General features: G+C 43.6%; 27 protein-coding genes and 1 tRNA gene. 11 read left to right on the top strand and 17 right to left on the bottom strand.

Translation table 11 applies throughout. From position 1 onward, the window contains the following. Window positions 1–92 precede the first annotated feature (92 nt). The 4 genes from ICN17_RS05060 to ICN17_RS05045 are packed head-to-tail and all read left to right on the top strand — an operon-like array spanning window position 93 to window position 2,324. Window positions 93–737 (top strand): LON peptidase substrate-binding domain-containing protein, encoded by a 645-nt coding sequence (locus ICN17_RS05060; RefSeq protein ID WP_216236398.1) that lies wholly within the window; start codon window positions 93–95, stop codon window positions 735–737. 4 nt (window positions 738–741) lie between these two features. Then, entirely contained in the window at window positions 742–1,602 is an 861-nt protein-coding gene (locus ICN17_RS05055) for an oxygenase MpaB family protein (protein ID WP_216236397.1), read from the top strand. 15 nt (window positions 1,603–1,617) lie between these two features. Continuing rightward, on the top strand, window positions 1,618–1,995 hold the full coding sequence (locus ICN17_RS05050; RefSeq protein WP_216236396.1) for a DUF4149 domain-containing protein: 378 nt from the start codon (window positions 1,618–1,620) through the stop codon (window positions 1,993–1,995). Then, entirely contained in the window at window positions 1,992–2,324 is a 333-nt protein-coding gene (locus tag ICN17_RS05045) for a hypothetical protein (RefSeq protein WP_216236395.1), read from the top strand. The genes ICN17_RS05050 and ICN17_RS05045 overlap by 4 nt, the downstream gene beginning before the upstream one ends. Here ICN17_RS05045 and ICN17_RS05040 read toward each other — a convergent pair. Continuing rightward, the gene (locus ICN17_RS05040; protein WP_216236394.1) at window positions 2,308–2,487 is read right to left on the bottom strand and encodes a hypothetical protein; all 180 of its coding nucleotides are present in this window, start codon (window positions 2,485–2,487) and stop codon (window positions 2,308–2,310) included. The two genes, ICN17_RS05045 and ICN17_RS05040, sit on opposite strands and share 17 nt — an antisense overlap. 83 nt (window positions 2,488–2,570) lie before the next feature. Between ICN17_RS05040 and ICN17_RS05035 the strand changes: the two genes are divergently transcribed. Together ICN17_RS05035 and ICN17_RS05030 are read left to right on the top strand one after the other, a co-directional pair. Next, window positions 2,571–3,224 carry an alpha-ketoglutarate-dependent dioxygenase AlkB gene (locus tag ICN17_RS05035; RefSeq protein WP_216236393.1) on the top strand — a complete coding sequence of 218 codons (654 nt, stop codon included), beginning with the start codon at window positions 2,571–2,573 and terminating at the stop codon, window positions 3,222–3,224. Then, a complete protein-coding gene (locus ICN17_RS05030; protein ID WP_216236392.1) occupies window positions 3,193–3,603 on the top strand; it encodes a dihydroneopterin aldolase in 411 nt (136 codons plus the stop codon). The genes ICN17_RS05035 and ICN17_RS05030 overlap by 32 nt, the downstream gene beginning before the upstream one ends. A 122-nt stretch (window positions 3,604–3,725) precedes the next feature. Here the strand turns inward: ICN17_RS05030 and ICN17_RS05025 are convergent, their stop codons facing one another. The 4 genes from ICN17_RS05025 to ICN17_RS05010 form a co-directional block, all read right to left on the bottom strand. Further along, on the bottom strand, window positions 3,726–4,124 hold the full coding sequence (locus tag ICN17_RS05025) for a BLUF domain-containing protein (protein WP_216236391.1): 399 nt from the start codon (window positions 4,122–4,124) through the stop codon (window positions 3,726–3,728). Between the two features lie 113 nt (window positions 4,125–4,237). After that, window positions 4,238–4,314, bottom strand: a tRNA-Ile gene (locus ICN17_RS05020). Window positions 4,315–4,512: 198 nt separating this feature from the next. Further along, on the bottom strand, window positions 4,513–4,698 hold the full coding sequence (locus tag ICN17_RS05015) for a hypothetical protein (protein ID WP_216236390.1): 186 nt from the start codon (window positions 4,696–4,698) through the stop codon (window positions 4,513–4,515). A 4-nt stretch (window positions 4,699–4,702) separates the two neighbouring features. Continuing rightward, a complete protein-coding gene (locus ICN17_RS05010; RefSeq protein ID WP_216236389.1) occupies window positions 4,703–5,143 on the bottom strand; it encodes a DUF6641 family protein in 441 nt (146 codons plus the stop codon). 143 nt (window positions 5,144–5,286) lie between these two features. On the opposite strand from ICN17_RS05010, the gene ICN17_RS05005 reads away from it, so the two are divergent. Beyond that, window positions 5,287–5,592, top strand: coding sequence for a hypothetical protein (locus tag ICN17_RS05005; RefSeq protein WP_216236388.1), 306 nt, complete (start codon window positions 5,287–5,289; stop codon window positions 5,590–5,592). A 394-nt stretch (window positions 5,593–5,986) separates the two neighbouring features. On the opposite strand, the gene ICN17_RS05000 is transcribed toward ICN17_RS05005, so the two are convergent. Then, window positions 5,987–6,403, bottom strand: coding sequence for a hypothetical protein (locus tag ICN17_RS05000; RefSeq protein ID WP_216236387.1), 417 nt, complete (start codon window positions 6,401–6,403; stop codon window positions 5,987–5,989). A 356-nt stretch (window positions 6,404–6,759) separates the two neighbouring features. Between ICN17_RS05000 and ICN17_RS04995 the strand changes: the two genes are divergently transcribed. Then, window positions 6,760–7,335 carry a site-specific integrase gene (locus ICN17_RS04995; protein ID WP_216236675.1) on the top strand — a complete coding sequence of 192 codons (576 nt, stop codon included), beginning with the start codon at window positions 6,760–6,762 and terminating at the stop codon, window positions 7,333–7,335. Between the two features lie 149 nt (window positions 7,336–7,484). On the opposite strand, the gene ICN17_RS04990 is transcribed toward ICN17_RS04995, so the two are convergent. The 6 genes from ICN17_RS04990 to rpsU all read right to left on the bottom strand — a co-directional run bounded on the left by ICN17_RS04990 (window position 7,485) and on the right by rpsU (window position 15,143). Further along, the gene (locus ICN17_RS04990) at window positions 7,485–8,120 is read right to left on the bottom strand and encodes a hypothetical protein (protein WP_216236386.1); all 636 of its coding nucleotides are present in this window, start codon (window positions 8,118–8,120) and stop codon (window positions 7,485–7,487) included. A gap of 90 nt (window positions 8,121–8,210) precedes the next feature. Continuing rightward, complete coding sequence (locus tag ICN17_RS04985) at window positions 8,211–9,425, bottom strand: tyrosine-type recombinase/integrase (protein ID WP_216236385.1); 1,215 nt, start codon at window positions 9,423–9,425, stop codon at window positions 8,211–8,213. A 213-nt stretch (window positions 9,426–9,638) separates the two neighbouring features. Beyond that, window positions 9,639–12,152: an RNA polymerase sigma factor RpoD gene (gene rpoD, locus ICN17_RS04980; protein WP_216236384.1), complete on the bottom strand. Its 2,514-nt coding sequence runs from the start codon at window positions 12,150–12,152 to the stop codon at window positions 9,639–9,641. Window positions 12,153–12,374: 222 nt separating this feature from the next. After that, window positions 12,375–14,312 (bottom strand): DNA primase, encoded by a 1,938-nt coding sequence (gene dnaG, locus ICN17_RS04975; protein WP_216236383.1) that lies wholly within the window; start codon window positions 14,310–14,312, stop codon window positions 12,375–12,377. A 51-nt stretch (window positions 14,313–14,363) separates the two neighbouring features. Next, window positions 14,364–14,810, bottom strand: coding sequence for a GatB/YqeY domain-containing protein (locus tag ICN17_RS04970; RefSeq protein WP_216236382.1), 447 nt, complete (start codon window positions 14,808–14,810; stop codon window positions 14,364–14,366). Window positions 14,811–14,930: 120 nt separating this feature from the next. Continuing rightward, a complete protein-coding gene (gene rpsU / locus ICN17_RS04965) occupies window positions 14,931–15,143 on the bottom strand; it encodes a 30S ribosomal protein S21 (protein WP_011903537.1) in 213 nt (70 codons plus the stop codon). 77 nt (window positions 15,144–15,220) lie between these two features. Between rpsU and tsaD the strand changes: the two genes are divergently transcribed. Continuing rightward, entirely contained in the window at window positions 15,221–16,294 is a 1,074-nt protein-coding gene (gene tsaD, locus ICN17_RS04960) for a tRNA (adenosine(37)-N6)-threonylcarbamoyltransferase complex transferase subunit TsaD (RefSeq protein ID WP_216236381.1), read from the top strand. A gap of 6 nt (window positions 16,295–16,300) precedes the next feature. Here the strand turns inward: tsaD and folE2 are convergent, their stop codons facing one another. From folE2 to xseB, 4 genes are read right to left on the bottom strand one after another with little or no spacing between them, the layout of a single operon-like run. After that, window positions 16,301–17,128 (bottom strand): GTP cyclohydrolase FolE2, encoded by an 828-nt coding sequence (gene folE2 / locus ICN17_RS04955; protein ID WP_216236380.1) that lies wholly within the window; start codon window positions 17,126–17,128, stop codon window positions 16,301–16,303. 25 nt (window positions 17,129–17,153) lie between these two features. After that, window positions 17,154–19,055 carry a 1-deoxy-D-xylulose-5-phosphate synthase gene (dxs, locus tag ICN17_RS04950; RefSeq protein WP_216236379.1) on the bottom strand — a complete coding sequence of 634 codons (1,902 nt, stop codon included), beginning with the start codon at window positions 19,053–19,055 and terminating at the stop codon, window positions 17,154–17,156. 20 nt (window positions 19,056–19,075) lie between these two features. After that, window positions 19,076–19,966, bottom strand: a complete 891-nt coding sequence (locus ICN17_RS04945; protein WP_216236378.1) for a polyprenyl synthetase family protein — start codon at window positions 19,964–19,966, stop codon at window positions 19,076–19,078. Then, a complete protein-coding gene (xseB, locus tag ICN17_RS04940; RefSeq protein WP_087909413.1) occupies window positions 19,966–20,199 on the bottom strand; it encodes an exodeoxyribonuclease VII small subunit in 234 nt (77 codons plus the stop codon). The genes ICN17_RS04945 and xseB overlap by 1 nt, the downstream gene beginning before the upstream one ends. 161 nt (window positions 20,200–20,360) lie before the next feature. On the opposite strand from xseB, the gene ICN17_RS04935 reads away from it, so the two are divergent. Both ICN17_RS04935 and ICN17_RS04930 read left to right on the top strand, forming a co-directional pair. Next, the gene (locus ICN17_RS04935) at window positions 20,361–21,467 is read left to right on the top strand and encodes an aromatic ring-hydroxylating dioxygenase subunit alpha (RefSeq protein ID WP_216236377.1); all 1,107 of its coding nucleotides are present in this window, start codon (window positions 20,361–20,363) and stop codon (window positions 21,465–21,467) included. A gap of 46 nt (window positions 21,468–21,513) precedes the next feature. Next, window positions 21,514–22,347, top strand: coding sequence for a sulfurtransferase (locus ICN17_RS04930; protein WP_216236376.1), 834 nt, complete (start codon window positions 21,514–21,516; stop codon window positions 22,345–22,347). A gap of 4 nt (window positions 22,348–22,351) precedes the next feature. On the opposite strand, the gene ICN17_RS04925 is transcribed toward ICN17_RS04930, so the two are convergent. Further along, complete coding sequence (locus ICN17_RS04925) at window positions 22,352–23,125, bottom strand: ZIP family metal transporter (protein WP_216236375.1); 774 nt, start codon at window positions 23,123–23,125, stop codon at window positions 22,352–22,354. Window positions 23,126–23,127: the final 2 nt, after the last annotated feature.

The following is a 23,127-nucleotide window of genomic DNA, read 5'->3' as shown; positions in this document are numbered from 1 at the left end:
GGAGTTTGGTGCTGGCTACAAGGATAAATGAGGGGGCATTTAGCCCTAATTCGGTGCCAGCAAAGATGAGATAAATCCATTACATTGAATAGATGACTAATTCCACCCCCTCTACTCGTAAATTACCTTTATTTCCACTGGGCACCGTGCTTTTTCCAGATGGTGTCATTGCGCTCAAGATTTTCGAAGCACGCTATCTCGATATGATTAAGCAATGCCTGCGAGAAAAGACAGAATTTGGTGTGGTGAGCATCATCAAAAACGCCGACACTAGTGACGAAGATATATCTCAATCATTTTCCAAGATCGGCACACTAGCTCAAATTGAGGATTTTGATCCTGTTCAGCCGGCTCTTTATATGACCAAGTCATTTGGTACGCAGCGCTTTAAGTTATTAAGTAGCAGCCAGGAAGTCAACGGTCTATGGATCGGCGAAGTAGAGCTTTTGGCAAATGATCCGCTCATGCCAATTCCGCAAGAACATCAGGGTGTAGCTCAATTACTAGATCAAATTATTTCCGTCATTCAAAGTGAAGACTTGTTAGGAGAGGCGCCTTTCAAGAAACCCTTTAAGGTGGATGATTGCGGATGGGTTTCTAATCGTCTGGCGGAACTACTGCCAATCTCTCTTGCCCAGAAGAATCATTTGCTAGCCCAAACCAATCCCCGCATAAGACTCGATCTGATTACTGAAATTATTGAAGATGACGATTTAAGAAATCTCATGATGCATTAATACCATGCTTGATGAGTTGATCCGTAAAACAATTCGAGAGATGGTTGGGGGAAGCGGTCCACCCATTGCATTTTTGACCCCGCAAGGGGATCGAGGTTTATTTGGCCCCGAGTCAGTTGCCTGGAAAATTCACGCGGACTTTATTTCCATGATGATTGGCGGTATTAGCTCATTGATTTTGCAAGCCCTGCATCCACAGGCTTTAGCTGGAGTGTGGGACCACTCCTCCTTCAGAGAAGACCTCAAGGGTCGCCTTGGTAGGACTGCGTTTTTCATTGCAGCAACGACCTACGGCCCTACTGATATGGCAAACAATATCATCACGAAGGTTAATCACATTCATACCAAAATTACTGGCCTAGATGAATTTGGTAAACCGTATTCAGCAACAGACCCTCATTTACTTGCCTGGGTACATCTCACAGAGACGCGCAGCTTCATTAACTCTTTTGAAGACTATCGCAAGGAAAAAATTAGTCCACAAGAAAAAGATCAATATTTCTTAGAGATGAGCTCCCTAGGAGAAAGAATGGGCGCTATCAATCTTCCGGCTACTTATGCCAATACTGAGAAGGCCATTCAAGGTTATATACCGGAGCTCTATTTTGGAGAGCGCGCCAAGAGCATTATTGATTTACTGGATAACTTCCCCAGCAATCTGACAGCTAAGCCATTTATTAAGCTGATTAGTCGTGCCGGCTTTCTGAATCTTCCAGACTGGGTATATCCCATGATTGGAAAATCTACCCCGAGTTACTTTGAACGCCTAGCAGTCAAAAAGAGCATTGATTTAATTGCAATTCCCGTTCGTGAAGCTCTTAAGAATGGGGTTGCTGCTCACTCCTTACGTAGAGTTTATGGATAAATATAGAAAGCAATCATGATTACAAATTATTTTTTATCTGGCATGGTTGGCATCATGCTCTTTTTTACAGTAGTTGTTGCACCAACTGTATTCAAGGTTCTACCTGTCGAATGGTCCAGCAAATATGTGAGAAACTTTTTCCCAAAGTACTACGCAATATTGGGCTTAATCACATTAATCTGTGTATTCACAGAGGCAAATTCAACAAATAAAGTATTGCTAGGAATCTGCGCGGCCCTTTTTGCGTTTACTCTGTTCTACTTAACTGGGAAAATAAATCGCGCTAAAGATAGCGGAAAAAACCGCCAATTTCACTGGCTTCATGGTGCCAGTGTAGTGATTAACCTATTTCAACTGATTTCATTTATCTACCTACTGGTCATCTCTTTATGAAAACATGTTACACGATCACCCTCATCTCACTGATGCTGCTGTCTATGGGCGCTACTAGCGCACAAACTAACCCGAATCAGAAACTGAGTTCAAGCTATGTTGAAAGCTGCATTCAAAGTCAGCTTCAAATACATCAGAATTTAAAGGAGGTTTCTCAAAATGATTTTCGAGCGTATTGTGAATGTACGACTAAACAACTATCTAGCACTCTTAGCTCAACACAGCTAGATGAACTCCCCAAAACCAATCAGTCACCTAAGTGGCTTAAATCGGCAGAAGCAGCAGCAAGCAAATCATGCCTTAAGCCCGTACCTAAGACTCAGGCTTAGCTTTATCAGAATCTTGTTCTAAATTCTTGAGGGTGCTTGGCTTCAAATTTAAAGAAGGTGCCGCCATTTTTTCACCATCCCATACTTGCCCACACCAACACTCGCCAGCATCATTAATAATGCAAACGCCAGACCCACAGCAGCGCTTATCTGGAGATTTCATAATTCAGCCCTTATCAATTCAAGATTGGAAATTAAGGCTATTCTAGAGTTTTTATTGATTTAGTGTTGACCTCTATTTACGCGATGAAGCAAACTGCCTTATTCGAAATTACTCCAGTACAGCACGGACAAAACCTGTTGCCCAAGGACGGGTCTGCTTACTACTATCCAGAATGGATGAGTACAGTAGACAGTACTCAGTTGATGGATCAACTAGAAAAAACATTGCAATGGGAAGCAGATCACTTATTCATGTTCGGAAAACAGATGACAACCCGGCGTAAGGTGGCTTGGGTAGCAGATCCAAACTGCACTTACACCTACTCTGGGGTAAAAAAACAAGCTCAACCATGGATTCCGGAATTACTAGCCCTTAAAAGCCAAATTGAAGAACTTGCCCAATCCGACTTTAACTCCTGCTTACTGAATCTTTACCATGATGGGAAAGATGGAATGGGCTGGCATAGCGATGATGAAAAAGAGTTAGATGCAGACTCCCCGATTGCCTCAATGAGTCTTGGTGCTACCCGTAAATTTTCATTTCGGCATAAGAGTGATAAAACAACTATCTCCCTGCCCCTAGAAAATGGTAGCGCTCTCGTAATGTATGCACCGACACAGCAATTTTGGCGGCATGCCCTACTTAAAACCACAACTATCCACATGCCTCGCATCAATCTCACTTTTAGAAAAATTAATCCTCACTATGAACGCCACGACAATAAACGCATGTATTGAATTAAAAGATCTGAAGCTCCAGACACAAATTGGAACTTATGCGCCTGGCGCAATCATTCCTAAGCAACACCTATTGGATTTAACGCTATGGATTGACGAAAAACTCGTCTTAATCACAAAAGATCTGATGGAGAATGTGTTTGACTATGACCCCCTAGTGATTGAGATCAATAGGCTTGCAGGCGATGGCCACTATGAAACGCAAGAGAGACTCATGACCCGAATAGTTCAGGCCTGCTCACAATACTCTGAAATTCAATCCCTTGAAGTCAGCCTGAGAAAATCACCTGTTAGTGCAGGCTCTGGCTCACTTGGTGTCAGACTCAAAGTAGATCAAACTACCTTGGATGATTTAAGGGCTTCTAAGCTCTCATCGTAAATAAGCTCTAATGAGACTCAAAATATCATCGTATAGCTGTCTCAGTTTTTGCAAGAATTTCATTGATTAATTTTGAAGCGGTAGCTCCTGCTTTTCACTAGAAGACTTAATCTATACCAGTATTATCGGCTATCTCTCAAGGCGATGAGTAAGGGATGGTCTACTGGAAACTGAGCATCTTCAATAGCAGCGCTAACTTCTGGAAGGGTTTCAGCTATCTCTTCACTTCCTTGAAAAACCATTGTCCACTTACTAAAACTTCGCTCACTGATCTGTTTTGACTCTATTAAGCGAACATTTTTGTGCCGGTCATCCTTTTGAATTTTTTGCCACAAGGCATTGATATCCTTTTCAAGCCCTTCAATAACTTGCCCAAATTGATTATTCTCATAAATAAGAGCACCAGTAATCCCTAAGGCTTGGTTATTGGAATATGAGTGATACAGGAGCCTCATGAGGCCCAAGAACGACATATTTTGGGCTGGTTGACTCACATAAGTTAATTCAATTAGCTTAGACATCAATCAATACTAGAGATACCCCACATCAATTACTCTAGGCGTTTACCCGAGCGCTTCATAAAGTAACCTCAAATGACAAAACCCTCACCATTGCTGATGAGGGTTTGCTTTTCTGGTGGGCCCACCAGGACTTGAACCTGGGACCAAAGGATTATGAGTCCTCTGCTCTAACCAACTGAGCTATAGGCCCGTTAATCCTTAGATCAATCCTCTTCGAGGAAGGTCTTGAGTTTATCGCTGCGGCTTGGATGACGCATTTTGTTTTACCTTGCTGTAATCTGTATAACGCTATTGTAATAGTTTCTCTATGCTGACGAATGTTCTGACTGTATAAATCCTATCAAACCTATATACCTTATAGGGTGTGAGTGTTTAATAATACCTAAGTCTAGCTAGAAAGTGGCTGACGAGCCTTAGCTAAATGCTGTTGTGCCTTAGCGACTTGCTGACGCTGACGCTCTGCTTTGACAGCTTCTTGACTGCGTTTAACTTGTTGCTTGAGCGTGTCAATACGCTGTTGCTGTGGCGTCAATGGCTTTATAGGCTTAATGGTGGTGACTTCTTTAACGAGCATATATCTACTTATCAAACACCTTGCGAACATTGACGCTTGCATTATTAATTTGTGTGTCAAGCTCTCCACATTCCACTGCTTGCTTAACAGTCTCTAATGCTTTGATCAATGCTGATGCACTATCTACTTCAATACTGTATTTTCCTTTGGCAAGCTCAATCATCTGCGTCCCATACTTAATGTTCACACACATCTTGCCTTGTTCATTCTTAAACCACCACTCCCTTAAACGCTTGGGAACTTCTACTTGCTTACGCAAACCAGTTTCTTTATCAACAACACTTCTGAACTTTTTCACAACAAATTGTGTTCCATCAATTTGACTTTTAGCTAACTGTATTTGTTCCCAAAGCTTATTGGACAGCTTATTACGACGAAATACCACTGCTGGTATATGTGCTGGTTTTTTTGCTGTGCTAAGTTTTAATCCATCTAATGTGCTCATAGCAATCTCCTATTTAAGTAAGCATCTTTAATATAGTTTCGAGAAAGCAATGAGAACAACCAGAATTTTGGTTAAATCAATACTAATACCAAATAAATGGATGGAAAATATTACGAATCATTTGGTTATGTATAAATATATATATGCGTAATGACGAACAAGTAGCAAATGATTGGTTAAAGCAAAATGGTATTGCTATAAAGCATATGGACAAAATGGACTTATGTTTACAGCAAGCACAAATGGTTGCGGCTAACTTACTCAAACATCACGCAAATTGGCTAAACAGTGAGCAACTCAATTTACTAACAACATATACGAAAATCGTGCAGATCAAGTCCAAGCAGAATATGGCTTGTAGGGCGATGGCTTATAAAGTGATGAATTTAGGAAAAAAATTGAATAGGCAACTATTTAGGCAGCACAAGACAGCAAATGCACACAGATAAGTCACTGTGTAATAAAGGACAAAAACACGAAGTGAAATATAACGGCTAATGACTTCGTGCTCGTTTAGCAATCGCTGTAAAGGTTGCGATACTTATGAGCGAGCCGCAGAATTACTGTTTAGCAAATCAATGCAAAAACTGGTTGAGAGTTTTAATACATTCGTCTCTCGTTAAATTCTTTTACAGTTGTATGCGATGGAATCAGAACATTACATACAAACGACGACTATCAATGCTACTTTATATAAGTCGCATATAGCCGTTGTTTGCTCCAAAATCAGTCAAACAACAAAGCAAAAGTAAATCTTTAGTGAGTGGAGAAAGTGTGACGAGCGAAAGCGATAGCTTTAGCGAAGGCACGGCAAGTAACGAAGTTGCTTGCTCTATATAGTCACTACTTTTCCGAATCTAGGCAAACAATATTTGTGTTTAGTCGAGCATCACCAAATGACTGATAGTCTTCCAACTGCTCTATTCCCTTATACCCACCAACGAAAAAGGACTTTTCACTCAGATTCATCTTGTCTGCACAAGCCATAACCTGAGCACCAATCTTGGCGCCACAGCTTCCCCACATTTTATTGAATTTATTGACTCTTTTTATATACTCACCACTCGTCATAAGATTTATTACACTCGAATTAAATAATTTAGCGACATTTTCTGGTGGTGGTGAATATTTCATTAATGCTCTATCTAGCATAAGAGCACATTTTGCCTTTGAGTAAATAGAAATATCTATTGATGTAGTTTGGGCAAAAGCACTTAATGACGAAATAGAAATTAAAATAGTAATTATAATTTTTTTCATTTTTAACTCTTTAATAAATTTAATAGCCTAAATATTAGCACTCAAATCCACGCTACAAAAGCTTAGTAAGCATTAGCGAATATCAATGCAGTAGAGAAGTGCTCAAAAAGCGTGTAGATGCTATATACAAGTCTACTTAATTTTGTAGTCTATCTACAACAAATCCAGTAAATACAACAATGTAACGATTTATACAAATCCTTACATTACGCATTAAAAACAGTGGTTCTCGTCTGTATCGCATTAATTATTGGAAGGATTTTAATTTGACGAACTTTTTTCAAAACGAGGTAGGAAAAAACAATAAAAGAAAACAACATATAGCTATTGCAAGATTATATTTAGGGAAGAAAGCAATGGCAAAACAAGCAAAAACACTTACACAAGTAGAAATTCGTAGAGTTTTAGATTTTATTGCTACACGCAAACACAGCACACGCAATCGTGCATTAGTAATGACAACCTTTTTGAGTGGTGTTCGAGTTGGAGAATTAGCAAGTTTGCAATACAAAGATGTTGTTGACGCAGAAGGCAACATACGCAATGAAATTAGATTAAGTGCTGAGCAAACAAAAGGAAATGAAGCAAGAGTTGTATTCGTTAGCGAAAAGCTACGAAAGGAATTGGAACACTATACAAAATTCTATCAACCTAAAAACATCAACTGCAAGTTCTTTTACAGTCAAAAAGCAGATAGCGATGGATTTACTGCAAATACGCTAACTCAATTCTTTCACTACTTGTATAAGCGTAGTGGAGTATATGGAGCAAGTTCGCATAGTGGTAGACGCACTTTCATTACTAATTTGGCAAATAAAGGAATTAGCGTAAGAGTTTTGGCAAGTTTAGCTGGACACAAAAATATCAGCACTACGCAATGCTACATAGATGTTAATGACGAAATGAAGCGTAAAGCTGTAGAGTTGGTTTAACTTGGTTGGGATGGTTTGGTTGGTTTGGATGGTTTGAGAAATTATCACAGTAGAAAAACAAGCATATGTAGGACATATAGCTATTGGGCTGTATATGTTGGTTTTTCTGCTGTGTTATTAGCAAAATCAACCATCACCAAACCAAACAACTATCTACGCTTCTTCAAATCTGCAAGCAAGCTCTTTAACTTCAATGCTTGTTGATTATTACGCTCAATTTCAGCTTCAACATCTTCTGCTGTTACTTCTTGCTTATCAAACTCTTCAAATGCTTCACGCAACACATCTAACTTAACCTCAGACATTGTTTGCCAACCAAACCTTTTCATTCCTTCGTCTTTTGCCAAGTTATCCAAACTTTTACTTGTTATGACACGAGGCATACCTATAGGGTCAATACTTAAATGACTGCCAAAATTAAAATCAATATCCCTATCAAACCAAATGCGTAATGTTTGATCAGCTGAAATTATTTCTTCCAATCTTTCCATTGCATCCTCAAATAAACTATCTGTCTTATTGCTTAGTTCGTCTAATATTTTCTTACGCTCTATATAAGTGCCAGATTTGTCATTTTTATCCACAGTAAATTGTTCATATCTACCATACATCATTAGTGCTTCTTGTAGCATTCGCTCATACTCTTTAACTTCACTTGGGGCTTCCATTTTTCGTATCTCTTGTTGCTCAGCCCAACGCTGTTTGTATAGCTTTGCAAAGTTTTTACCAACAGCATTCTCAAAATCACGCTTGGTAACTTCCAAGTTTTTTTCGAGCATACGCATTAGCTCTTTAATTCGCTTCTTGCGTGTCTCGTTATTAAAGCGTGGCATATTTACATAAACAAAAAGTAAGCAGATACCTAAATATTACAACTATGCCAACATTTCAGCACTAAGCATTGGGGTTATCTTGCTATAGTGCTTTTCAATCATCAAAACACTTGTTCCCATTTGGCGTGCCAATGTGTGTATATCAACACCTTTTGCCAAAGCTCTTGTTGCGTATGTGTGACGCAAGCTATACAGCGTTCTTCGCTGTCCTCCACTATCAAACATTAGCTCGCTATGTTTCATTAAATTACGAAATATATTTTCCATATTGCTAATTTGCTCACCAGTCGTCAGTCTAAATATCAACTTATCCAACTTATCTTCAATCAATGCATCTAATGTAGCGTATGGAAGTTCGTGCCAAAGCATTATCTTCTCCAATACTGCAATTACTTCATTCTTAGCAATCAAATAGCGTGGTCCAGTTTTACCACTCACCCAAATTCTCAAATACTTCTTCTCACCTATCCAATGCCACTGCAAGTGTTTCCATCTCAATGGCAATGCTTCAGTTCCGTGTCTAATTCCAGTATTGACGAGAAACTCTATATACGCACCACACAATATTCGCATCAACCTTGTTCTTGTTGTATAAGATTTTTCAATCCAACTTGGGACAAATGCAATCATCGCCTCCAACTCCCTGTCAGCAAAGGCTGGGCGAGCCCTACTCTTTTCTCCTTTGCTATCTAACATTGGCACAATACGAGTGCTACTAATTACACCTTTTTCTTTTGCTAAGTTGATAACGCGAATATATGCTGACGAGTGATTACGCTTGGTGCTTGCCATTGGCATCTTGCCCATCATCGCAATACGCCAACCTTCAAAGTCTCTTACTAACTGTGCTGTAATATTTTCAATTGCGTAGTTGCCAAAAAAGGGGATAAGGTATTTGTTGATGGCAAATGTATAGTCTCTATAAGTTCTCTTACCTATTCCGTTTGTCATAGCTTGTGCCATATTCGCCAACTCATCTTTAGCTATTTGCTTAAATGTTTTTGTTATTGGCGATAGTCCAGCCTCAGTTTTAATTTGAACTGTTTGATAGATATAGACAGCATTCGCTTTTGCTTGCTCAATATCTGTTGTATTAGTTGATTGGCAATACCACTTGTTGTTAGCTAACTTAAATCGCACTTGCCATTGCGTAGACCGTGGACGCTTATACAGCGTGGCTTTGCCGTCTATGAGTTTGATTGCTTTGTTAGCATCAGCGTCAATTTTGGATTGATGGAATTGTTGTAGTAGTGACATACACGCAAGTGTGCTGTCAAAAACTTTTTTCTGCGACTGCGAATGCCATCGTTTGTTGTCGCAAACCCACGCACCACCTACTTAGATGGTGCGTGTTGAATTGAATGTTTTGCGATGCTAAGAACTAATGTTGTAAAACTGTATTAGTCCTCTATTCAACTTTATGAGTCCTCTGCTCTAACCAACTGAGCTATAGGCCCGTTAATCCTTCGATCAATCCTCTTCGAGGAAGGTCTTGAGCTTGTCGCTACGGCTTGGGTGACGCATTTTACGGAGTGCCTTAGCTTCAATCTGACGAATACGCTCACGCGTTACATCAAATTGTTTGCCCACTTCTTCGAGAGTGTGGTCTGTACTCATCTCAACACCAAAGCGCATACGCAATACTTTTGCTTCACGTGGTGTTAATGAATCTAGAACATCTTTAACTACGTCACGCATTGATTCGTGCAAGGCTGCTTCAGCTGGAGCCAAGGTATTACCGTCTTCAATGAAGTCACCTAAATGAGAATCTTCATCGTCACCGATTGGAGTCTCCATGGAGATTGGCTCTTTAGCAATCTTCATGATCTTACGAATCTTATCTTCTGGAATCTCCATCTTCAGCGCCAAGGTTGCAGCATCTGGCTCATGACCAGTTTCTTGCAAGATTTGACGACTGATACGATTCATCTTATTGATCGTCTCAATCATGTGAACTGGGATACGGATCGTACGTGCTTGGTCAGCAATAGAGCGGGTAATCGCCTGACGAATCCACCAAGTTGCATAAGTAGAGAACTTATAACCACGACGGTATTCAAACTTATCTACCGCCTTCATCAAACCGATATTGCCCTCTTGAATCAAATCTAAGAACTGCAAACCACGGTTGGTGTATTTCTTGGCAATGGAGATTACCAAACGTAAGTTGGCTACGGTCATCTCACGCTTTGCTTCACGAGCACGCTTCTCGCCAGCAATCATTTGTTTGTTTACTTCTTTTAACTCAGGTAACGGAATGACGACATTCTTCTGAATATCAATCAACTTCTGTTGGAGTTCCTGAATCGCAGGTACATTACGTTGCAAGAGAGCGGTATATGGCTTGTTCTCTTTGAGTAACTTATCTGTCCAAGTCAAATTCATGGACATCTTCGGGAACTCTTTCAATACTTCACTACGATTTACACCAACTTTATCTACCAGCAAACTCACAATGCCACGCTCAAGCTTCCATACTTGATCAACCTGGGAACGCATCGTATCGCATAACTTCTCAACGCTTTTTGCAGTTAAGCGGAAACCGAGTAACTCACCACGAATCAGATCTTGCGCCTTGATATACGCTGGGCAGTTATAGCCGTCTTTATCAAACGCACGACGCATCTTGTCGGCTTGGGTGCGAACAATGGCAAATTTCTCGAGAGAGATTTGTTTTAATTCTTCAAGCTGCTTGGCATTCGCTGTAGCAGCACCACCGCCACCGCCGCCTTCATCTTCGCCCTCGTCTTCACCTTCTTCAGCATCAGGGTCAATCTCTGGCTCTTCAGGTCCAAGTTTAATATCTTCAGCGTTTGGATCTACTAAGCCATCTACAAACTGGTCGATCTCCATCTCGCCACTAGCAATCTTGTCAACGTTACTCAAGATTTCACCGATCGTGACTGGGCAAGCGGCCAAAGCCATGACCATATCTTTGAGGCCAGCTTCAATCTTCTTGGCAATCACGATCTCGCCTTCGCGAGTCAGCAAATCTACAGTACCCATCTCGCGCATATACATGCGAACTGGATCAGTAGTGCGACCGAATTCTGAATCAACCGTAGAGAGTGCTGCTTCAGCCTCTTCTTCGGCCTCTTCTTCGGAGGCTGCAGCCGCTGTGTTATCTGACAGAATTAGGGTCTCTGCGTCTGGAGCTTGCTCGTAGACGGTGATACCAATGTCATTTAAAAGACTAATCAAGGTTTCTAATGCATCGGCATCAGATAACTCATCAGACATCACGTCATTCATCTCGCCATGGGTTAAGTAACCCTTGGACATACCCATCTTGATCAAGGTCTTTAAGCGAGCACGACGTAACTCTTGTTGCTCTTCACTACCTAACTGCTGGGCAGCAAATTCTTTTAAGAGTGCTTTCTCTTTTGCTTTGCGCTCACGTGCTTTTTGACGATCCGTTAATACTGGCTCTGCGCCATCAGCAGGAACTTCGGCTTTTGCTTTACGGCCGCGCTTTTTTTCTTCTTCAACTACTGGGGCAGCGGCTTCTACTGCCTTCGCTTTTTTACCTTTGAGCTCTTCAACTTTTGGCGCTGTTGTTGCTTTACCTTTTTTTGCTGGCTCAGCCTTTACTACTTTTTCAGGTGCTGACTTTGCAGCAACTTTCACAGGCTTTGCTGCTGTCTTCGCTGCAACCTTAGTTGGAGCCTTTACTGGTTTAGCGATTACCTTTTTTGCTGCGGGCTTTGCAGCAGCCTTAGGTGCTGGTTTAGCAGCTTTTACTGGTTTGGCTGGGGCTTTTGCTTTAGGTGCCGGCTTTGCTACTTTCTTAGCAACTGGCTTAGCCGGGGCTTTAGCCTTAGGCGCTGGTTTAGCAACCTTCAATGGTTTCGCTACTTTTTTAGCAACCGGCTTCGCTGGGGCTTTAGCTTTGGACTTAGCTACAGGTTTAGCTGGAGCTTTGATTGGCTTAGCTGATTTCTTGGCTACTGGCTTAGCTGGTTTTTTGGTCTTGGTATTAGGCATTTATTAGCACTTACTCACATTACTGTTATTGATATCGACTGATTAAGTACAGCCCCGAAGTCTACTTGCCCCAAATTTCTTCAAAATAAAGCGCAAGTGGCTGAATTAATTCATTTTTTTCTTGGGAACAGAGGATTATAGTCGATTGCGACTTTTTTAGCCCTCATTTACCTAAAAATAAGGACTAATTTCAGATGCTTCTGAGGGTGTTTGGGGCAATTCTTACGAGAATTTCAGTTTCTCGCCTAATTCCCGATATCTGGCTCGATCTTGCTCATTGGCAGTACTCCCGGCAATTTTTTGCGCAATGGCGGTCATTTCTTGCTTGAGGTGAGTCAGCTCTAGCTTTTTGAAGGCTCCTTCTAAATCCGCTTTAGCACCATCAAGATCTAAATCAGAGCCCATCACCCGATTTCTGAGCACTTCATACAAAGGGGCAAGCTCACTGCGGGAGAGTTGATCCTGGAACATTGCAAAAGCCCCAGCACCTACTGTTGCAGACTTTCCGTCCTCACTTGGAATCAATTCAACTAAATCGCATTGAGATAAGAGATCTTGCATCAAAGCAAGTGCTTTGGCTGATCGTTGCTCTGCCGCCTTGAAGGCGAGTGCACGCTGATCACTATTCAACGCTTTACCCAAATGGGGAAACTGAATGAGTACGCGCAACATTTGTTCCGCTAAATCGGTTGGCGCTTTAGGCGGTTCAATATTTTGTGTGGAAACTCTTTTTGCAGAACCTTTAGATGCTTGCCAAGGCGCGCCCTGCCGATTGCTATTAGCAAAATTATTTTGTGACCTTGCTGGGGCAGCTTGATATGAGGATTGCTGTGTAGCAGCTGGAACTACAGTTAAACCGCAAAATGATTCCAGTTCTACTGGCGTTGTATTGGTTCGAATCGCGAGCTCACGCAAAATCTGAGTGCGCAATGCAATCGGTGGCATTGAAAGCAGTAAGGGTTTAGCGGCATGATGCGTATGGGCTCTACCCTCTGGGGTATTTAGCTCATGATCTTCGCTAACAACCTTAAAGAAGAAGCTTGAGATAGACATGGCCTCTTTAATCACTTTTTCAAAAGCAGGCGCACCATAAGCACGAACATAACTGTCGGGATCATGCTCAGTTGGCAAAAACAAGAAACGAATTTCTTTATCGTCAGACATAAGTGGTAAGCAGGCTTCTAATGCACGCTGTGCCGCACGTTGACCGGCGGAGTCACCATCGAATGAGAAAACAACTTTGTCCGTTTGTCTTAGCAGCATACGCAGATGGTTTGCAGTACAAGCTGTACCCAAAGTTGCTACTGCATTTGGGAAACCCAACTGTGCAAGTGCTACTACATCCATATAGCCTTCGCATACCAAGACATATTCTTGCGCACGAATTGCTTGTCTTGCTTCAAATAATCCGTAGAGCGTATTGCCCTTAGAGAACAGTGGTGTCTCAGGAGAATTTAAATACTTTGGTTCGCCTTGATCCAAAATGCGGCCACCAAAGCCAATTGTTTGACCTTTAGGATTACGAATCGGGAACATCACTCGATCACGGAAGCGGTCATAGCGCTTAACTGGAGAGCCCTCAGACTGTTCACCCTGAATGACCAAACCACCTTCTACCAAGGTCTTAGCTACTTCATCATTGGTGTAAGGACCAAAGACCGCCTCAAGACCTTGCCAGCCATCTGGGGCATAACCCAAGGCGTAGCGTTTAGCGATCTCACCAGTGAGGCCGCGACCCTTTAAATATTCCACCGCTCTAGTGTTGCCTTTGAGTTGCTGGCGATACCAATCAGCCGCCGAGCTCATTACTTCACTTAATGCCATGGCTTGCTGCTGTCTTGCGACATCATTAGCAGTGCGCTCTTCGCGCGGCACATCTAGGCCTGCAGATCTTGCTAGATCTTCAATCGCATCCACATACCCAAGACCGGAATACTCCATCAAAAAACTAATGGCTGATCCATGGGCTCCACAACCAAAGCAGTGATAGAACTGTTTAGTAGGCGAAACGGAAAATGAAGGGGATTTCTCTGAGTGGAAGGGGCACAAACCTTGATAGTTTGCGCCGGCCTTTTTTAACTTTACGTGCTGCCCAACCACATCAACGATGTCAACCCGATTTAAAAGATCGGCAATGAAGGATTGTGGAATGAGCGCCATCAGGCTAGCAGTATGAAACTGTTTTATTGACTTAGCTAGTCTCTTAATTACTTATTTAGCGAGTGCGGCTTTTACTAAAGCAGAAACCTTGCCCATATCAGCCTTACCAGCCAATTGACCCTTTAGGGCACCAATCATCTTACCCATATCCTGTGGACCAGCAGCACCGGTAGAAGCCACTGCTGCGGCTACTGCAGCCTCTACTTCAGCATCTGACATTTGTGCAGGCAAATAGGCTTGCAAAATTACCATCTCAGCAGCTTCGATTGCTACCAAATCATCACGATTGGCTTTTTCAAACTGAGAGATCGAGTCTTTACGCTGCTTAATCATTTTTTCAACAGTGGCAATCACTGCGGCATCATCTAAAACAATTCGGTCATCCACCTCACGTTGCTTAATAGCGGCCAGTAACAAACGAATCGCGCCAAGACGTGCGGTCTCTTTTGCACGCATGGCATTTTTCATATCTTCAGTGATTTGATCTTTTAGACTCATGGCATTTTCCTGATGTTGAATATATTTAGCTGTAGTTAGCAATTCAAAAAGCAAAAACCCGCTGCGTTTCACCGTCAGCGGGTTTCAAAGCTTCTCGGTGAAGAGAGCTTTTAAATTCTATTAGTAAAGCTTCTTGGGCAACATTTGGCTGCGAATACGCTTGTAATGGCGTTTTGCAGCAGCAGCCTTTTTACGCTTACGCTCAGCCGTTGGCTTCTCGTAAAACTCGCGGGCACGCAAGTCTGTCAAAAGACCATTTTTTTCAATGGTGCGCTTGAAACGGCGCAATGCCACTTCAAATGGTTCGTTTTCGCGGAGGCGGACTGTAGTCATACTTATTTAACTCGTATATGCTCGATAAATATCGAAAAATTAACTGAATTGCGATTCTAGCACGACCAAGCCAAAAAATGATTGTTTTAGGAATAGAAACTTCTTGTGACGAGACCGGGGTGGCTTTATACAACACCACCTCCTGGGAAGAGGGCAAACCGGCATTCCAGGGCATTCTGGGCCAGGGTTTGCACTCCCAGATCGCTATGCACCGGGATTACGGAGGCGTAGTTCCAGAACTAGCCTCAAGAGACCATATTCGGCGTGTTTTACCCCTTTTAGACCAATCTTTAGCCCAATCTGGGCTTAAATTGGCTGATATTGATGCCGTTGCTTTTACCCAAGGCCCAGGTCTTGCTGGAGCTCTATTAGTGGGCAGTGCTTTTGCCAAATCCCTCGCCCAGGGTCTCAATTTGCCTTCAATCGGGGTTCACCACCTGGAAGGGCACCTACTTTCCCCGCTGTTAGGTCAAACCGCCCCTCAATTTCCATTTATTGCGCTTCTGGTCTCGGGAGGTCATACCCAACTCATGAAAGTTTCCGGAATTGGCCAATACGAACTTTTAGGTGAGACCCTGGATGATGCTGCCGGCGAAGCTTTTGATAAGACTGCCAAATTATTGGGCTTAGATTACCCAGGTGGTGCTGCGATTTCTAAATTGGCCGAAAAGGGTCATGTTGGAATTTTTGATTTACCAAAACCGATGCTGCACTCTGGCGATTTGGATTTTTCTTTCTCAGGCCTCAAGACTGCAGTTCTGAATCAAGTCAAAAAGTTTGAAGAAAAAAAGATTTCAGAACCTGCTGAGGTGGCGCAATTTCATGTAGACCTTGCACGCAGCTTTGTTGACTCCATTGTTGCGGTATTGGTGAGCAAGTCAGAGAAAGCACTCAAGCAAACTGGCTGCAAACACTTAGTGCTTGCTGGCGGCGTGGGTGCAAATATACAATTACGTAATGCGCTCAATGACAAAGCAAAGAAAAATGGTTTTGAAGTGCACTACCCACCACTAGAACTCTGTACCGATAATGGCGTGATGATTGCATTTGCGGGAGCACTACGTATGCTTGCTCAAAATAATGGCTCCACAACATCTGGAGCCTTTGATATCAAACCTCGTTGGGATTTGCAAAGCAATAATTTGATTTAGCTTGCTTTACTTTTTATGGCTAATACGTGCAAAAGCACTGTGATTGTGAATCGATTCAAAGTTCTCAGCCTCAACCACAAAAGACCGAATACGCTCATCAGCCTTGAGGTTGCCGGCTACATCGCGTACTAAATCTTCGACAAATTTAGGATTGCTGTAGGAATGCTCAGTCACCCACTTCTCATCAGGACGCTTAAGTAATCCCCACAGCTCACTAGAAGCTTCGCTCTCTGCAGCAGTGATTAAATCTTCAACTGTCATTTTCGTTTGTGAATCGAGCATGACATCCATCGTTACATGAGAGCGTTGGTTATGCGCACCAAACTCTGAAATCTCTTTAGAGCAAGGGCATAAACTCATCACTGGCACTTGAGCACGCAATCCCAACTCAACATCTAATTTACCTGCAGGGCTTTGCTTGGCTCTTGCCATCCAAGTCACTTCGTAGTCCATCAAGCTTTCAACACCAGAGACAGGCGCAGCTTTTTTGACGAAGTGAGTGTAAGTAAATTGCACATGACCTTCTTTAGCATCCAGCAAAGGCAGCATATCGCGCACCATGGCAACTACCGTTGTGCTATCAACAGCCATTGCTTGTTTTTGTAAGAGTGCCATGAAACGCGACATATGCGTTCCCTTCACATGCGCAGGTAGTGCTACGTCCATCTCAAACTGACCAACAGATGGAAAATCTCCAGATGCACTGCGAATAGTAAGAGGGTGACGCACGCCACGAATACCAACCTGCTCAATGGGCAAAGCGCGCTCATCCAATGTGGATTGCACATCGGGCATTGCACTGGCTTTGAGAAAGGCGGGGTTCATGTCATTCATGGCTCTATTTTCAAGCAAAACAGGCTTATTTGCCTGAAATAACTGAATTTGCTATTAATACTGCAGGAAAACGCTGCTTAATCGAATGAGCGATGCCTTCTGCATCCAGGCCACACTTGGTCATGAGCAGGTTATAGTCGCCGTGCTCAATAAATTGATCCGGAAGACCTAACTGTAAAAGGGGTTTATTGATTCCCAGTTTTGAGAGCGCCTCTAAGCAAGCGCTACCTGCTCCACCCTGAATAGCGCCATCCTCAATCGTCACAAAATAATCATGATCTGCTGCCAAAGATTTGATGAGATCAATATCGAGCGGTTTTACAAAACGCATATTGGCAACTGTTGCATCCATTCCTTCGGCAACCTCTAGCGCAGGGTATAGCAAAGTACCAAACGCCAAGATGGCCACGCGATGCCCAGAAGGAGCATTTGATTTGCGACGAATCTCTCCCTTGCCAAATGGCAAGGTGCGCAGCTCTTTAGAAGGAATAGTGCCAACACCCGCACCTCTTGGATAGCGCACAGCACTTGGATGTGGTTGATGGAATGCAGTAGTTAAAAGATCGCGGCACTCTGCTTCATCTCCCGGCGTCATCACTAACATATTCGGAATACAGCGTAAGTATGGAATGTCGTAAGCACCAGCATGGGTTGCGCCATCGGCACCAACCAAGCCAGCACGATCTAATGCAAATAAGACTGGTAGATCTTGTATTGCCACATCATGAATGAGTTGATCGTAAGCGCGCTGCAAGAAAGTGGAATAGATTGCCACTACTGGCTTCATACCCTCACACGCCATACCAGCAGCGAAAGTGACCGCATGCTGCTCAGCAATACCAACATCGTAATAACGCTTCGGAAAGTTTTTTTCAAACTCAACTAGGCCCGAGCCTTCACGCATTGCGGGTGTAATACCAACTAAGAGAGGGTCTGCATTTGCCATGTCGCATAACCACTCACCAAATACCTGGGTGAAGGTTTTCTTGCTGGCGACAGTTTTTTTAACGCCCTCTTCAGGATTAAATTTACTAGGGCCGTGATAGAGCACAGGATCGGCTTCAGCCAACTCATAGCCCTGACCCTTTCTAGTCACTACATGCAGAAACTGGGGGCCGCTGCCTTCCAAAGCTAAGCGGCGCACATTCTGCAACATTGGTATTAAGGCATCTAAGTCATGGCCATCAATTGGGCCAAAATAATTAAAGCCAAATTCCTCAAAGATAGTCGAAGGTGAAACCATGCCTTTAGCATGATCTTCAAGACGTTTTGCAAACTCACGCAGTGGTGGTGCGATCGATAAAACGCTATCGATTCCTTTTTTGGTAGCGGAGTAAATATTGCCGCTCAGCAATCTGGCAAGGTGACGATTGAGGGCGCCCACAGCCGGAGAGATCGACATATCGTTATCGTTCAGAATAACTACTAATGGCAGGTCTTCATACACGCCAGCGTTGTTCATCGCCTCAAACGCCATGCCGCCAGTCATTGCACTATCGCCAATGACGGCCACAGCTACATGACGCTCACCTTTTGTTTGAAATGCGCGCGCCATACCCATCGCTGCAGAAATACTGGTGGATGAGTGCCCAGTACCAAAGGCATCGAATTCGCTTTCAGAGCGATGTGGAAAGCCTGACAATCCTTTGAACTGACGCAAGGTACTCATGCGCTCACGGCGGCCAGTCAATATTTTGTGTGGATAACTTTGATGTCCCACATCCCATACGATGCGATCGTCTGGAGTATCAAATACATAGTGCAGAGCAATCGATAACTCCACGGTCCCCAAGTTGGACGAAAGATGTCCGCCAGTTTTAGATACAGAATCTAAAACAAATTGGCGTAACTCATCAGCAAGCGCAGGCAATTCTTCGCGAGTGAGTTTTTTTAAATCATCAGGAGAGTTGATGGAATCTAAAGTCATTAAATTGATTTAATCTGTATTTATTTCGCTCTATTCACCACTAAGAGCGCCAAATCTTTTAAAGCATCCGCCCTATTACCAAAATCGTCTAGGCTAGCAATTGCCGTTTCTTGCAATTCTTTAGCCTGCTTTTGGGCATAGTCTAAACCCATCAAGGTCACATAGGTGGGCTTATTGGCGGCCGCATCCTTGCCTGCTGTTTTTCCAAGGGTTTGGCTATCGGCCGTTGCATCCAGCACATCATCAACGATCTGAAAAGCCAGGCCTAGGGCTGTAGAGTATTTTTGTAGTTGTGCCAATTGAGCAGTAGTCAGATGTGCCGCAATACCGCCCAGCTCAACCGCGCAAGAAAGTAAAGCGCCCGTTTTCATGGCATGCATTTGTTTTAGTCCGGCAAGATCTAACTTTTTGCCAACACTCTCTAAATCAATCGCCTGACCGCCTGCCATACCGCGCGAGCCAGAGGCGGCAGCTAGAACAGCAATCATTTTCAAGCGCGCATCTACATCACAAGGTGCATTCGCAAGAACTTCAAAGGCGCGGGTTTGTAATGCATCGCCAACCAGTAATGCAGTAGCTTCGTCAAATGCCTTATGCACTGTTGGACGACCACGACGTAAATCATCATCATCCATACAAGGTAAATCATCATGCACCAATGAGTAAGCATGAATACATTCAATCGCAACGGCTGCAGCATCCAATGCTTCAGTCTTCGCGTCACCAAGAGAGCCGGCTGCATAAACCAGTAAAGGACGAATACGTTTGCCACCACCTTGCGCTGCATAACGCATCGCTTCGTGTAAACGATTTGGAGTAGTGCTAGCAGAATCGAGCAGATTATCTAATGCTGCTTCGGCTCGCTCAGAGTGATGACTGAGCCACTCCTGAAATTGAAAAGCGGAAGTCATTAAGCCTCGAATACGCGAACTTGTTGCTCAACCTGAGCAAGAACACCCTGGCAATGCTTTAACAAAGCAGCACCGCGTTGATAGGCTAAAAGAGTCTCTTCCAAAGAAAATTTACCTGACTCCATATCTGAAATCAGCTTTTCGAGCTCTTTCACGGCTTGCTCGTAGCGAAGATCTGGGTCAATTTGGACCTCAAGGCCTGGTTTTTGAGTCTCTGACTTTTTGGCTGGCATAAGCTGATTCTTTCTTATTTCCCGTACTAATAGCCCTACATCTTAAAGCGAGAAGCCCCTCGGATGGGTATAATCCATCCCTTCCTTTCCAATATCGATCCGTCGATGGTTGAATTGGTTATTCCGCTTAGCTTCGGCTGACGTTTTCGGGGGTGGGGAGAATGACTAATCTGGCTACCGCGCAGAAGCTTGCGCCGTCCAATCTGCAACTGCCGGTTTCGGCATATTTTGACGCTGAGCTGTTTCAGCGGGAAATTGAACTGCTTTTTAAGCAGGGGCCAGGCTATGTTGGCCACGAACTCATGGTGCCTGAAATTGGCTCCTATCAAACTTTGAGCGCAGAAAATGAAGGTCGCATCCTGGTTCGCAATGAATCTGGTGTCGAGCTACTTTCCAATGTCTGTCGTCATCGCCAAGCACTCATGCTCAATGGCAAAGGTAAAGCAGACAATATCGTTTGCCCACTGCACCGCTGGACTTACGACTTAGGCGGAAATTTATTAGGCGCACCGCACTTTGAAGACAAGCCTTGTTTAAATCTCGGGAAGTCCCCTTTACAAAATTGGCAAGGACTTCTCTTTGAAGGTCCGCGCGATGTGCGCGCTGATTTGGCAAAACTGGGTGTTGCTGACGATCTCAAATTTGATGGTTATATTCTTGATCACGTTGAAGTGCACGATTGCAACTACAACTGGAAAACCTTCATTGAAGTCTATCTCGAGGATTACCATGTTGTGCCGTTTCATCCCGGCTTAGGCAAGTTTGTTTCTTGCGAAGATTTGCATTGGGAATTTGGTGATTGGCATAGCGTACAAACTGTTGGTATTCATAAAGATTTACAAACCCCAGGGTCACCTACCTATCGCAACTGGCACGATGCAGTCTTGCGTCATTTTGGCGGCAAAGCACCACGCCATGGGGCAATCTGGCTGACTTATTACCCTAACGTGATGGTGGAGTGGTACCCAGGCGTTCTCTGTGTTTCCACACTTCATCCAATGGGCCCAAACAAAACCCGCAATACTGTTGAGTTCTACTACCCAGAAGAAATCGCCTTGTTTGAGCGCGAATTTGTAGAGGCAGAGCGTGCTGCTTACATGGAAACCTGTATTGAGGATGATGAGATTGGCGAACGCATGGACCAAGGTCGTGCAGCCCTGTTTGCGCGGGGCATTAATGAGGTTGGCCCTTATCAAAGTCCAATGGAAGATGGTATGCAGCATTTTCATGAGTGGTACCGTCGCGTCATGAACTTTCAGGGCGCATAATTCATAAACACTCTTCAACAACTCTGCCTTCAATATAGGAAGCTATATGACTCCTCTCATTAGTGCCAACCAGTTAGAAGAAATCCTCAATAGTGGCGAGAATGTTTTACTCTGCGATTGCCGCTTTGATCTAGCCAATCCAGAGGCCGGTAGAAAAGCCTACGAAGAGAGTCATATTCCTGGCGCCATTTATGTCGATCTTGATCAAAATATGTCAGGTAGCAAAACGGGAAGCAATGGTCGACATCCACTTCCTTCACCTGAAGCGTGGGCTAAAACCAAAGCGCGTTTAGGTATTAGTCCAAATACCTTAGTTGTCGCTTACGATAAACAAGGATCGGTGTATGCAAGCCGCCTTTGGTGGATGCTCAAAGCGACTGGGCATGCCAATGTCCGTGTTTTGGATGGCGGTCTAGATGCTTGGAATGGCCCCATGGGCACCATGCCCCGCAAACCAACCCCGACTCCCCAAGCAATTGAGCCGATGCCTTATGTTGGCCTAGTTTTGGTTGATGAAGTAGTGGGCAATCTTCAGTCTCAGAAAAATCTCATACTGGATGCTAGGGCAAATGATCGCTTTCATGGTCAGAATGAAACCTTAGATCCTATTGGCGGACATATTCCAGGCGCAGCAAATCGTTTCTTTAAAGAGAATCTTTCAGCAACGGCATTTAAAACACCAGAGCAGCTCTTCAAAGATTTTGTAGATCAACTTGGATCCAGAAAGCCATCTGAAGTGATTCATCAGTGCGGTTCGGGCGTTACTGCCTGCCACAATCTGTTAGCAATGGAAGTTGCTGGACTAAGAGGCTCTCGTCTTTATGCGGGCAGTTGGAGTGAATGGTGTGCCGATCCTACAAGACCGGTTGCTACTGATTAAATTATTAATGCAGCAGCGATAGCAAGATTACGAATCCTACGCCGCACGCTATCAGAACTGTTTGACGCAATGACTCCACCCAATGAGGGCGGCGGTGCATTTGTGGAATTAAATCACTCACTGCGATATAGATAAAACTACTCGATGCAATCACCAGAAGATAAGGCATCGCAGCATGCGCCTTCTCTAAGAAGAAATAGGCCAACACTCCGCCGAGTACTGCCGCTAATCCACAAATCAGGTTGTACAACAATGCGCGAGCTTTTGAAAATCCCGCATTGAGCAACACAATAAAGTCACCAATCTCTTGCGGAATCTCATGAGCGATGATCGCTATTGCAGTAAAGATACCAACTTGATAGTCGGCCATAAATGCAGCAGCGATCAAAATACCATCGACAAAATTATGAATGCCATCGCCTACCAAAATCATCCAACCACTACGGCCCGCATTTTCAGCATCATGCCCATGATGGTGGTGATGACCATCACCTTCGTGATGATGGTCATGACGTAGTAAGGCAATTTTCTCAAGCAAGAAGAACCCCAAAAGCCCAGCAAGCAAGGTCGCGAACAACAATTGTGGGCTAGTGCCGTCCATGCTGAATGCCTCAGGCAATGAATGCAGCAAAGCAGTGGCTAACAAAATGCCCACCGACAAACTCACCATGTTGTTGACCATCTTAGACAATAGCGCTACAGAAAAGCTAGCAGCTACCAACACACTAGCAGTGCCTGCTAGTGCGGTGACCAAGAGAATTGTTTGCAGAACAGTCATGC

Origin of the sequence: Polynucleobacter sp. 73C-SIWE (assembly GCF_018882465.1) — a bacterium.
Lineage (GTDB): Bacteria > Pseudomonadota > Gammaproteobacteria > Burkholderiales > Burkholderiaceae > Polynucleobacter.
Note: the sequence above shows the minus strand (reverse complement) of the source record. Positions and strands in the feature narration are given on the sequence as shown.

Excerpts from the sequence above, each read along its gene's own strand:
- ICN17_RS05060 (WP_216236398.1), top strand. The coding sequence starts at position 93 with ATGACTAATTCCACCCCCTCTACTCGTAAATTACCTTTATTTCCACTG.
- ICN17_RS05055 (WP_216236397.1), top strand. The coding sequence starts at position 742 with ATGCTTGATGAGTTGATCCGTAAAACAATTCGAGAGATGGTTGGGGGA.
- ICN17_RS05050 (WP_216236396.1), top strand. The coding sequence starts at position 1,618 with ATGATTACAAATTATTTTTTATCTGGCATGGTTGGCATCATGCTCTTT.
- ICN17_RS05045 (WP_216236395.1), top strand. The coding sequence starts at position 1,992 with ATGAAAACATGTTACACGATCACCCTCATCTCACTGATGCTGCTGTCT.
- ICN17_RS05040 (WP_216236394.1), bottom strand. The coding sequence starts at position 2,487 with ATGAAATCTCCAGATAAGCGCTGCTGTGGGTCTGGCGTTTGCATTATT.
- ICN17_RS05035 (WP_216236393.1), top strand. The coding sequence starts at position 2,571 with ATGAAGCAAACTGCCTTATTCGAAATTACTCCAGTACAGCACGGACAA.
- ICN17_RS05030 (WP_216236392.1), top strand. The coding sequence starts at position 3,193 with ATGAACGCCACGACAATAAACGCATGTATTGAATTAAAAGATCTGAAG.
- ICN17_RS05025 (WP_216236391.1), bottom strand. The coding sequence starts at position 4,124 with ATGTCTAAGCTAATTGAATTAACTTATGTGAGTCAACCAGCCCAAAAT.
- ICN17_RS05015 (WP_216236390.1), bottom strand. The coding sequence starts at position 4,698 with ATGCTCGTTAAAGAAGTCACCACCATTAAGCCTATAAAGCCATTGACG.
- ICN17_RS05010 (WP_216236389.1), bottom strand. The coding sequence starts at position 5,143 with ATGAGCACATTAGATGGATTAAAACTTAGCACAGCAAAAAAACCAGCA.
- ICN17_RS05005 (WP_216236388.1), top strand. The coding sequence starts at position 5,287 with ATGCGTAATGACGAACAAGTAGCAAATGATTGGTTAAAGCAAAATGGT.
- ICN17_RS05000 (WP_216236387.1), bottom strand. The coding sequence starts at position 6,403 with ATGAAAAAAATTATAATTACTATTTTAATTTCTATTTCGTCATTAAGT.
- ICN17_RS04995 (WP_216236675.1), top strand. The coding sequence starts at position 6,760 with ATGGCAAAACAAGCAAAAACACTTACACAAGTAGAAATTCGTAGAGTT.
- ICN17_RS04990 (WP_216236386.1), bottom strand. The coding sequence starts at position 8,120 with ATGCGTATGCTCGAAAAAAACTTGGAAGTTACCAAGCGTGATTTTGAG.
- ICN17_RS04985 (WP_216236385.1), bottom strand. The coding sequence starts at position 9,425 with ATGTCACTACTACAACAATTCCATCAATCCAAAATTGACGCTGATGCT.
- rpoD (WP_216236384.1), bottom strand. The coding sequence starts at position 12,152 with ATGCCTAATACCAAGACCAAAAAACCAGCTAAGCCAGTAGCCAAGAAA.
- dnaG (WP_216236383.1), bottom strand. The coding sequence starts at position 14,312 with ATGGCGCTCATTCCACAATCCTTCATTGCCGATCTTTTAAATCGGGTT.
- ICN17_RS04970 (WP_216236382.1), bottom strand. The coding sequence starts at position 14,810 with ATGAGTCTAAAAGATCAAATCACTGAAGATATGAAAAATGCCATGCGT.
- rpsU (WP_011903537.1), bottom strand. The coding sequence starts at position 15,143 with ATGACTACAGTCCGCCTCCGCGAAAACGAACCATTTGAAGTGGCATTG.
- tsaD (WP_216236381.1), top strand. The coding sequence starts at position 15,221 with ATGATTGTTTTAGGAATAGAAACTTCTTGTGACGAGACCGGGGTGGCT.
- folE2 (WP_216236380.1), bottom strand. The coding sequence starts at position 17,128 with ATGAATGACATGAACCCCGCCTTTCTCAAAGCCAGTGCAATGCCCGAT.
- dxs (WP_216236379.1), bottom strand. The coding sequence starts at position 19,055 with ATGACTTTAGATTCCATCAACTCTCCTGATGATTTAAAAAAACTCACT.
- ICN17_RS04945 (WP_216236378.1), bottom strand. The coding sequence starts at position 19,966 with ATGACTTCCGCTTTTCAATTTCAGGAGTGGCTCAGTCATCACTCTGAG.
- xseB (WP_087909413.1), bottom strand. The coding sequence starts at position 20,199 with ATGCCAGCCAAAAAGTCAGAGACTCAAAAACCAGGCCTTGAGGTCCAA.
- ICN17_RS04935 (WP_216236377.1), top strand. The coding sequence starts at position 20,361 with ATGACTAATCTGGCTACCGCGCAGAAGCTTGCGCCGTCCAATCTGCAA.
- ICN17_RS04930 (WP_216236376.1), top strand. The coding sequence starts at position 21,514 with ATGACTCCTCTCATTAGTGCCAACCAGTTAGAAGAAATCCTCAATAGT.
- ICN17_RS04925 (WP_216236375.1), bottom strand. The coding sequence starts at position 23,125 with ATGACTGTTCTGCAAACAATTCTCTTGGTCACCGCACTAGCAGGCACT.